General features: G+C 34.9%; 9 protein-coding genes and 1 tRNA gene. 8 read left to right on the forward strand and 2 right to left on the reverse strand.

The features are described from left to right. Positions 1–361: 361 nt before the first annotated feature. Entirely contained in the window at positions 362–1,498 is a 1,137-nt protein-coding gene (locus IWX83_RS13930) for an acyl-CoA dehydrogenase family protein (protein WP_066081176.1), read from the reverse strand. Between the two features lie 88 nt (positions 1,499–1,586). Here IWX83_RS13930 and IWX83_RS13935 point away from each other — a divergent pair, with 88 nt between their 5' ends. The 8 genes from IWX83_RS13935 (at position 1,587) to IWX83_RS13970 (ending at position 7,940) form a co-directional block, all read left to right on the forward strand. After that, positions 1,587–2,654: an anhydro-N-acetylmuramic acid kinase gene (locus tag IWX83_RS13935; RefSeq protein WP_196830506.1), complete on the forward strand. Its 1,068-nt coding sequence runs from the start codon at positions 1,587–1,589 to the stop codon at positions 2,652–2,654. Then, entirely contained in the window at positions 2,651–3,007 is a 357-nt protein-coding gene (locus tag IWX83_RS13940) for a DUF2809 domain-containing protein (RefSeq protein ID WP_196830508.1), read from the forward strand. Before IWX83_RS13935 ends, IWX83_RS13940 begins: the two co-directional genes overlap by 4 nt. 106 nt (positions 3,008–3,113) lie before the next feature. Continuing rightward, positions 3,114–4,340, forward strand: a complete 1,227-nt coding sequence (locus IWX83_RS13945) for a Glu/Leu/Phe/Val dehydrogenase dimerization domain-containing protein (RefSeq protein WP_196830510.1) — start codon at positions 3,114–3,116, stop codon at positions 4,338–4,340. A gap of 229 nt (positions 4,341–4,569) precedes the next feature. After that, positions 4,570–5,274, forward strand: a complete 705-nt coding sequence (locus IWX83_RS13950; protein WP_073351540.1) for a MotA/TolQ/ExbB proton channel family protein — start codon at positions 4,570–4,572, stop codon at positions 5,272–5,274. 2 nt (positions 5,275–5,276) lie between these two features. After that, a complete protein-coding gene (locus tag IWX83_RS13955; protein ID WP_073351542.1) occupies positions 5,277–5,669 on the forward strand; it encodes a biopolymer transporter ExbD in 393 nt (130 codons plus the stop codon). 33 nt (positions 5,670–5,702) lie between these two features. Next, positions 5,703–6,500: an energy transducer TonB gene (locus IWX83_RS13960; RefSeq protein WP_196830512.1), complete on the forward strand. Its 798-nt coding sequence runs from the start codon at positions 5,703–5,705 to the stop codon at positions 6,498–6,500. A gap of 59 nt (positions 6,501–6,559) precedes the next feature. Next, the gene (locus IWX83_RS13965; RefSeq protein WP_196830514.1) at positions 6,560–7,780 is read left to right on the forward strand and encodes a folylpolyglutamate synthase/dihydrofolate synthase family protein; all 1,221 of its coding nucleotides are present in this window, start codon (positions 6,560–6,562) and stop codon (positions 7,778–7,780) included. 85 nt (positions 7,781–7,865) lie between these two features. After that, positions 7,866–7,940, forward strand: a tRNA-Val gene (locus IWX83_RS13970). 264 nt (positions 7,941–8,204) lie between these two features. Here IWX83_RS13970 and IWX83_RS13975 read toward each other — a convergent pair. After that, positions 8,205–8,960: an NUDIX hydrolase gene (locus IWX83_RS13975; RefSeq protein WP_196830516.1), complete on the reverse strand. Its 756-nt coding sequence runs from the start codon at positions 8,958–8,960 to the stop codon at positions 8,205–8,207. Positions 8,961–9,580 lie beyond the last annotated feature (620 nt).

Genomic DNA, 9,580 nt, shown 5'->3' on the forward strand with positions numbered 1-9,580 from the left:
TTTTAAGCATGTGCAGCAGAACAAAAATCACACCAATAATAAATCCGTAGTCATTTTAGCTTCTCCCCGCGCTACTATAAGTGCTAAAGGCCAAATCCTAAAAATCTAAAAAGTAGTACTAGTACTCCTATAAAATTCAATTTTTAAACTTTTGACGAATACCAAAAAGGCTCATCACATGATTTAGTTTTAAACTTTAAAGTCGATTAAAACCGCTCTTCTTAGACAATCGTACCATTACTCAAAGCAAAGCTATTTTCCAATTTAAGACTAATCCCAATATTTAAAACTTGATTTAATGAACAAAACCCTTCCCAACCGAAATTGAAAAGGGTTTTTAATAATTATAATTTGTTTCTTACTATACCAATCCTCTTGAAATTACGATTCGCTGTATTTCAGAAGTTCCTTCGTAAATTTGTGTAATTTTAGAATCCCTCATCATACGTTCTACATGATATTCAGCAACATAACCATTCCCACCATGAATTTGAACCGCTTCGTTTGCCACTTCTAAAGCTATTTCTGACGCATATAATTTTGCCATAGCACCAGAATGTGCAATATCTTTACCTTCATCTTTCTCACAAGCTGCTTTCATCACTAATAATCTTGCAGCAGTTACTTTCACATACATATCGGCAAGTTTAAAAGCAATCGCTTGATGATTGAAAATTTCTTTACCAAATGCTTTTCTTTCATGAGAATATTTTAAAGCAATTTCGTACGCTCCAGTTGCAATTCCTAAAGCTTGGGATGCAATACCTATTCTTCCACCATTTAAAACATTCATTGCAAAAGCAAATCCAAATCCATCATCACCAATTCTATTTTCTTTAGGAACCTTTACGTCAGAAAAAAGTAACGAATGCGTATCACTTCCACGAATTCCCATTTTTCTTTCTTTTGGTCCAATATCAAATCCAGCCCAACCTTTCTCCACTATAAAAGCGTTGATTCCTTTATGCCCTTTTTCAACATCAGTTTGAGCAATAACAATATATGTAGAAGCGGTTGAACCATTTGTGATCCAGTTTTTTGTTCCATTTAACAAATAATGATCTCCTTTGTCTATTGCTGTTGTTTTTTGTGAAGTCGCATCACTTCCTGCCTCAGGCTCTGATAAACAGAAAGCACCGATTACCGCTCCTTTTGCCAAAGGAACTAAATATTTTATTTTTTGTTCTTCATTGCAATATTTCTCTATACCCGCACAAACTAGCGAATTATTTACGGACATAATCACAGCAGCGGAGGCATCAACTTTCGCAATTTCTGTCATTGCCAGAACATAAGAAATACTATCTAAACCCGAACCTCCATATTTAGGATCAACCATCATTCCCATAAACCCTAAATCAGCCATCATTTTCAACTGCTCGGTTGGAAATTTTGAATGTTCATCCCGTTCAATAACGCCTGGTAACAATTCTGCAATTGCAAAATCTTTAGCAGCTTGTTGAATCATTAAATGCTCTTCGGTTAGATTAAAATCCATATTTTTATTATAAATTAAATGTTCTTAAATTTGTGGACAAAAGTAATTATTAAATATCAGATTTCAAACGTTTTCGTAAATTTAGCCAATGTTTAAAGAAAAATATAATGTAGTAGGTGTCATGTCCGGAACTTCGCTAGACGGGATAGATTTGGCACACATTGTCTTTACTGTAGAAAACAATATTTGGGAATTTGAAATAGTAACTTCTGAAACTGTTTCTTACACAAGTGATTGGTTAAACAAATTAAAAATTGCCATATCCTTCTCTGCGGTGGCTCTAGAAATACTGAATCAGGAATACACCTCGCTACTAGCTGTTATTATTGGTGATTTCATCAAAAAAAAGGATATCAAGAATCTTGATGCCGTTTGTTCCCATGGTCATACAATAGTACATCAACCGCAAAACGGAATTACACTTCAAATAGGTAATTTGCCCCAGATTTCATCCTTGATCCACCAAACTGTAGTTTGTGATTTTAGAGTTCAAGATGTGCAACTTGGAGGTCAAGGTGCTCCTTTGGTTCCTATTGGGGATCAAATATTATTTCCTGAATATGATTACTGCATGAATTTAGGTGGTTTTTCGAATGTTTCCTTTGAACAAAATAAAAAAAGAATTGCATTCGATATTTCGCCTGTAAATACTGTTTTGAATTTTTATGCCAATGAAATAGGACTGGATTATGATGATAAAGGCAGTATTTCCAGAACTGGAATTTGCAACCAAAATCTATTGAATGAATTAAATGCAGTGAATTTCTATCAAAAAACACCTCCCAAATCGTTGGGTTTCGAATTTGTAAAAGAAACTATCTTACCTATTATCAATAGTTATTCCATTGCTGTTGAGGACAAATTACGCACTTTCACGGAGCATGCGGCCTTGCAAATTGCTTTGGCTTTGCCAAATAAAAACGGCAGTATTTTTATAACTGGTGGCGGTGCATACAATGATTTTCTTCTTGAGAGAATTCAATTCCATTTACCAAAAATGAAACTAATAATTCCAACAGCTAAAATTTTAGAATTCAAAGAGGCATTGATTTTTGCATTGCTCGGCGTTTTAAAATTACGGGGAGAAATCAATGTCCTAAGTAGCGTAACAGGAGCAAAAAAAGACCATAGTTCCGGTGTCATTGTTAGAGCATGAAAAACCAACGAGTCAATTACCTGATACTAATTTTAACAATTATTTTACTAGGGCTATTTTCTAGAACATTTTCTTTTATCCCATTGCGTATTGGAGACGTTTTATATGCCGCAATGATATACTTCATGATCCGATTCCTACTTTTAAAAACTTCAAAACTAAAAATTGCGTGGATTGCTATTGCTATTTGTTTTGCAATTGAATTTTCACAGCTGTATCAATCAGGTTGGATTATTGCAGTTCGAAAAACAGTCCCAGGACATTACATTTTGGGACAAGGGTTTCTATTTAGTGATTTGATTGCCTCTATTTTTGGCGTTTTAACCGCTTTTATTTTAGACCGAACCAGATGATAATTCCCATTTATTTAAATTTTAAACACTTCAAAATAAAATTAAAAATACATAATTCACATTATTCTATTTTTTATATTTGCCAAAATTAAACATATCGCAAAAAATGAAAGATTTATTAAAGAAATTCGAAAATAAAGAACCTGAGATAGTTTTCCATTGGAAAGATGCGGAAACAGAAGCTGAAGGATGGACAGTTATCAATTCTCTACGAGGTGGTGCTGCCGGTGGTGGAACTCGCATGAGAAAAGGATTAGATATGAATGAAGTTTTGTCTTTGGCAAAAACTATGGAAGTGAAATTTTCAGTTTCCGGGCCAGCTATAGGTGGTGCCAAATCTGGAATTAATTTTGACCCAAACGATCCAAGAAAAAAAGGCGTTTTACAGCGCTGGTATAAAGCCGTATCCCCATTATTAAAAAGTTATTACGGAACAGGCGGCGATTTAAATGTTGATGAAATTCACGAAGTAATTCCAATGACGGAAGAATGTGGCGTTTGGCATCCGCAAGAAGGGGTGTTTAACGGGCACTTTAAACCAACTGAAGCAGACAAAATCAACAGAATTGGACAATTGCGCCAAGGTGTGGTGAAAGTCATAGAAAATCCAAGATTTTCCCCAGATGTTTCCAAGAAATACACTGTGGCTGATATGATAACCGGTTTTGGAGTGGCTGAAGCCGTTCGTAATTATTACGCTATTTATGGCGGTGAAGTAAAAGGAAAAAAAGCGATCGTACAAGGTTTTGGAAATGTAGGTTCAGCTGCCGCTTTTTACCTTGCTGAAATGGGCGTTAAAGTGATTGGTATTATCGATAGAGATGGTGGACTAATCAATGAAGCAGGGTTTTCATTCGAAGAAATAAGAGCCTTATTTATTGCCAAAGACGGAAACAAACTAGTTGCTGAAAACATGATTCCTTTTGATGAAATCAATCAAAAAATATGGACAATTGGAGCCGAAATATTCACTCCATGTGCCGCTTCCAGATTAGTTACTCAATCTCAAATTGATAGTTTGATTGGCAATGGCCTAGAAGTAATTTCCTGTGGTGCCAATGTTCCTTTCGCAGACGCGGCAATCTTTTTTGGCCCAATAATGGAAGATGTCGATCACAAAGTAAGTTTGATTCCAGACTTTATTTCTAACTGTGGTATGGCTCGTGTTTTTGCTTATTTCATGGAAAAGAAAGTACAAATGACGGACGAGGCTATTTTTCAAGACACTTCAGAAACCATTAGAAAAGCAATCGAAAAAGCACATGCTTTAAACAGTTCAAAAACTAACATTAGCGCTACAGCTTTTGAAATAGCTTTAAAGCAACTTGTGTAAATTATAGCGCTGTTCTTTTTTGAGCAGACGAATTCTAAGACTTATTACGATTTCCCTTAAATCAGTTTGATAAAAATACATCCCTGTAAATTTATCAAACTGTTTTTTTTATATCCGCTCCAGAATTTGAAAGAATGTGCGATCTAAAATCCCGTTTCTTTCCAATTTAAATCTTAAAAAGTAACAATTTTTATAATATATTAGCGTTTCAATAACAAAGAAAAATTATATGAGCATATTGTTACAAGCAGACACCCTATCTGTTGCAAGTGAAAGTTTAGCGGAGGCGGTCCCAGTTGAAAAAACGTTATCTATCATTGAATTATTAACTAGCGGAGGATTAGCGGGTCAAATAATAATGACTGCCTTATTCATTATGTTTTTTATAGCGCTATATCTTTATTTTGAGCGCCTAATGGCTATCAATGCAGCGTCACAAATCGACGTGAATTTCATGGGACAAATAAGAGAAAACATTAGAAATGGCCGCATTGATAACGCAAAAATCTCCTGCGCTCACTCTAAATCTCCTGTTGCAAGATTGATTGAGAAAGGAATTTCAAGAATTGGAAAGCCTCTAGACGATATTAATACCGCAATTGAAAATGCTGGTAAATTAGAAATATACAAACTTGAAAAAAATGTAAGCATGTTAGCCACTATTTCAGGAGCTGGTCCTATGACTGGTTTTTTAGGAACGGTAGTAGGAATGATTCAAGCATTTCACAAGATGGCAAGTTCTGGCGGACAAATCGAAGTTGGAGCGCTATCTGAAGGCATCTATACCGCAATGACAACAACCGTTGTTGGTTTAGTGGTTGGAATTATAGCCTATGTTGGATACAATCATTTGGTGGTGAAAACAGATAAAATTGTGCACCAAATGGAGGCCAATGCAGTTGACTTTTTAGACTTATTAAACGACCCCGCATAATTATGAATTTAAGAGGAAGAAATAAAGTTAGTGCAGAATTCAACATGTCGTCTATGACTGATATTGTATTCCTATTGCTGATATTTTTTATGCTAACATCAACTATGGTAACCACTAATGCTTTAGACCTGGTGCTACCAAAAGCAAAAGGAAAAACGGACAGTAATAAAAACATTGCAGTCAGTATTAATAAAAAACTGGAGTTTTTCATTGACAAACAACCAGTTTTGGAAAATGAGTTAGAAGCAAAATTACTATCGCTTTTTACTGCCGATCAAACTAAGGCGATTATTTTGAGAGCTGAAGAAGGGGTACCAATTGAAAAAGCGGTCAACGTTTTGGATATTGCAAACCGAAACCAAATCAAAGTTGTTTTAGCGGTAAGACCCAAATAACGATACTAGTCCTTCAAAAAAGAGTTAATCTACATGAAATATTTAGAAACAGAAGAAGAAAAAAAATCATTTGCTATCACATCAATCCTATTTGTGATTCTATTTGTTTTGTTCTTTTATTTAGGATTAACTTCTTTAGATCCACCTCCAGAAAATGGTATTGCTATAAACTTTGGAACCACTGAATATGGTTCCGGAGAGATTCAACCAACAGAGCCCATTCAATCTGCACCAAAAGCAACTGCAGCCAAGCAAGCAGCAACTAGCGATGACGATATTCTTTCACAAGATATAGAAGAGGCTGTAGTCATGAAGCAAACTAAAAAAATACAACCTTCAAAAGAAACAGCAAAAGAAGAGGTTAAACCAAAACCGAAAGAAAACCCAAAACCTTCAAAAAGTACTTCTGACGCATTGTCAAGTATTCTAAACGGACCCAAGTCAGATGGAAAAGCAAAAGGCGGACAAGGAGATGATAACGTTGCTGGAGACAAAGGAAGTCTAAATGGAGACCCCTATGCCAATAGTTATTACGGCTCTGGAGGCGGCAGTGGAAATGGAAGCGGATGGGGATTAAATGGGCGAAATATCAGCTCAAGAGGAAAAGAAGTACAAAAATGTAATGAGTTTGGGACTGTAGTGGTCCAAATAACTGTTAATAGAAGCGGAAATGTTATTGCTGCCAAATATACCAAAGGGACAACAAATACGAATCCCTGCTTAGTAGAACCAGCACTGGCAACAGCCAGGAAATACAGATGGCAACCAGATGCCAATGCACCTGCGACACAAATTGGATTTATTACCGTTAACTTCAAATTAGGGGAATAATAACTTTTGATGAATTTCCAAAGACTTAGGAAACGTAAAATCAATTTTCAATAAACAACATGAATTATAAAGAAACTACGGACTGGATGTTTAACCAACTCCCTATGTATCAACTTCAGGGCGCTTCAGCCTATAAGAAGGACTTAACCAACGCCTATTTACTTATAGATCATCTACAGAACCCCCAAGAAAAATTAAAATGCATTCATGTTGCAGGGACTAACGGCAAAGGTTCTACCTCTCACATGCTAGCATCTGTAATTCAAGAAGCTGGGTACAAAGTTGGATTATACACCTCTCCCCATTTAAAAGATTTCCGAGAGCGTATTAAAATAAACGGAATTGATATTCCAGAAGCGTTCGTTACAGATTTTATTAACAAGCACAAACATTTTTTCGAGGCAAATGACCTGAGCTTCTTCGAAATGACTGTAGGCTTGGCTTTCGATTATTTTGCAAAAGAAAAAGTTGATATTGCCGTAATTGAAGTAGGAATGGGTGGTCGACTGGACGCAACGAATATCATTACTCCCATAGTCTCTGTGATTACAAATATTGGATTGGATCACACTTCGTTTTTAGGCAACACCCTTGACGCAATCGCTTTTGAAAAAGCAGGGATCATAAAATTAAATATTCCCGTAATCATTGGAGAATATACCCCAGAAACACAGCCTGTATTTGCAGCTAAAGCTAAAGAATGCAATTCAGAACTCTTTTTTGCTGCTGATTTGATATTTGAAAACTACACTTCTGATTTAATTGGAGATTATCAAATACACAATAAAAAAACCGTTTTACAAACCATTGCAGTTTTAAATACTCAAACAGCCTTTAAAATTACTCCCGATAATACCAAATTTGGTTTATTAAACGTGGTCAAAAACACAGGTCTTCAAGGAAGATGGCAACAACTAAGTGAATTCCCCAAGGTCATTTGTGATACAGCCCATAACAAGAATGGACTAGAAATTGTATTGAATCAAATAAAAAAAGAAGATTTTAACAGTTTACATATCGTTTTAGGAGTTGTAAATGACAAAGATTTAGAGGAGATTTTACCTTTATTCCCTAAAGAGGCAAATTATTATTTCTGCAAACCTAATATTCCACGGGGATTAGATCCTCAAATTTTAAAACAAAAAGCAGCTCATTTTGACTTAAAAGGCGAAGTATACATTTCTGTTTCAGAAGCTTATCAAAAAGCGATTGAAAACGCAACAAAATCTGATTTTATATATATTGGAGGAAGCACATTTGTGGTAGCAGAAATTTTATAATTTTTTTATTTTTTACTTGCACATGTAGAAAAGTGGCGTATATTTGCACACACAAGAACGGTAACGAAAGAAACCAAATTGTTTAGGGCGATTAGCTCAGCTGGTTCAGAGCACCTCGTTTACACCGAGGGGGTCGGGGGTTCGAACCCCTCATCGCCCACAAAAACTCCATTAGAAATAATGGAGTTTTTTTTATGCTATTTTTTTTTAAATAGAATTTTGTAAATGGCAACATCAAAAACAGCACGGATCTAGCAATAGCGATATCCTTAACTACAACTGCTCTAATTCCGAACCCATTTAATCTTCCTTGTAGTTGTGCTGTAACCGGCTCCTACTAAAACCTTTCAATTTGAATATCAGAAATTCTGGTAAAATCTCAAGCTTCATTGTTCCTGCCTAAAGAATTGAATCGGCTTTGAGACTACCATCCTTGTGTTAATCCATTCTTCACTACCTCTTCATACTTTTCTTTATCAAAACTATATAAGTTAGGTGCTTTATGGGCTACATTACTTTTCTTTTCGTTCAATTTTGTTAGAATCCCAATAGCTGTAATTTTACGTAAAAAGTTTCTACGGTCCAGCTTTCTACCCAATATGGTTTCATATAATTTTTGTAATTCGGGAATTGTAAATTTCTCTGGCAGTAGATTATATCCTACTGGCATCAAATTCAGTTCCATACGCAAAGTCTGTAAAGCCGTATTTAAAATTTCTTTATGGTCTAAAATTAATTCAGGCACGTCATTATGATCAATCCATTCTATAATATCATTCTTACCATCCTCTGGCGGAATTGCTTGCAAAAAATCGACCAATGCGTAATATCCGACAGTGACAAAACGACTTGCAAACCATTTGCCTTCCTCTATAGGTATCCCGTAAAAATCTAAAACACTATTGCTAAAGTCAACATTACACCTTCTCGAACTACCAAAAGTGGAAAACTGCCTTAAAAAAATCCCTTTCAATCCTGTTCTACCATACAAAACCGTGACTGCAGCTTCATCAATACCTTCATCAATTGACACAAAACCTCCTGGCAAAGCCCATAGATCGCTATACCTAGTTTTTATCAGTAATACTTTAAGCTGATTGTTATGGAATCCAAAAATCACACAATCTATTGACAAACCCGGGTGATAAGACTCCTGATTAGCTAAAACATCTTTTAACATGTACTTTTTACTTGTAATTAATACGCTCTTTAAAAGATGCAATTTAGCTTATTTTTGATAAGAAAATAAATGAATGACCTATTTTGAAAAATCATCACTATTGTTTTCGGTTTATAATAAAGAATTCATTTAGGCAAACGAAAAAACCCCTTCCCAAAGAAGCAGCATTTATACAAAAAAAACAACTACACAAAACCAAGTAAAAAAAATCAACTTACAAAACAACTGCCCTATGCATCACTATTAATCATGATGTGAAGACAATAGTTCATTATTACAACAACTTTAGTTTACGAACGCTCAATTATAAGAATAAATCCAATTCAACTGTAATTTTTAACCATTCGAATACCAACTAAAAAATCTTTAACAACAAAAATGATTGTGATTTATAACGAAACGGTATTAACTTAAAAATGCCATCCTTTTTAGGCGATGGCATTAAAAATAAATAATCACTGCTATCCGAAAGTTTTGAATAAAACTTAAAAATACTTTGTTAGGTATTGTATTTGTTGAGTCTTGTTTTTTTTATTGAGAAAATAAGTCAGGTTTAAATATGATTTTGTTTTGGTTAATTACTTTCTTAGCCCCTTCATTTACTTGATTGCAGACATATT

It is taken from the genome of Flavobacterium sp. CG_9.1, from assembly GCF_015751645.1.
In the GTDB taxonomy this organism is placed as follows: domain Bacteria; phylum Bacteroidota; class Bacteroidia; order Flavobacteriales; family Flavobacteriaceae; genus Flavobacterium; species Flavobacterium xanthum.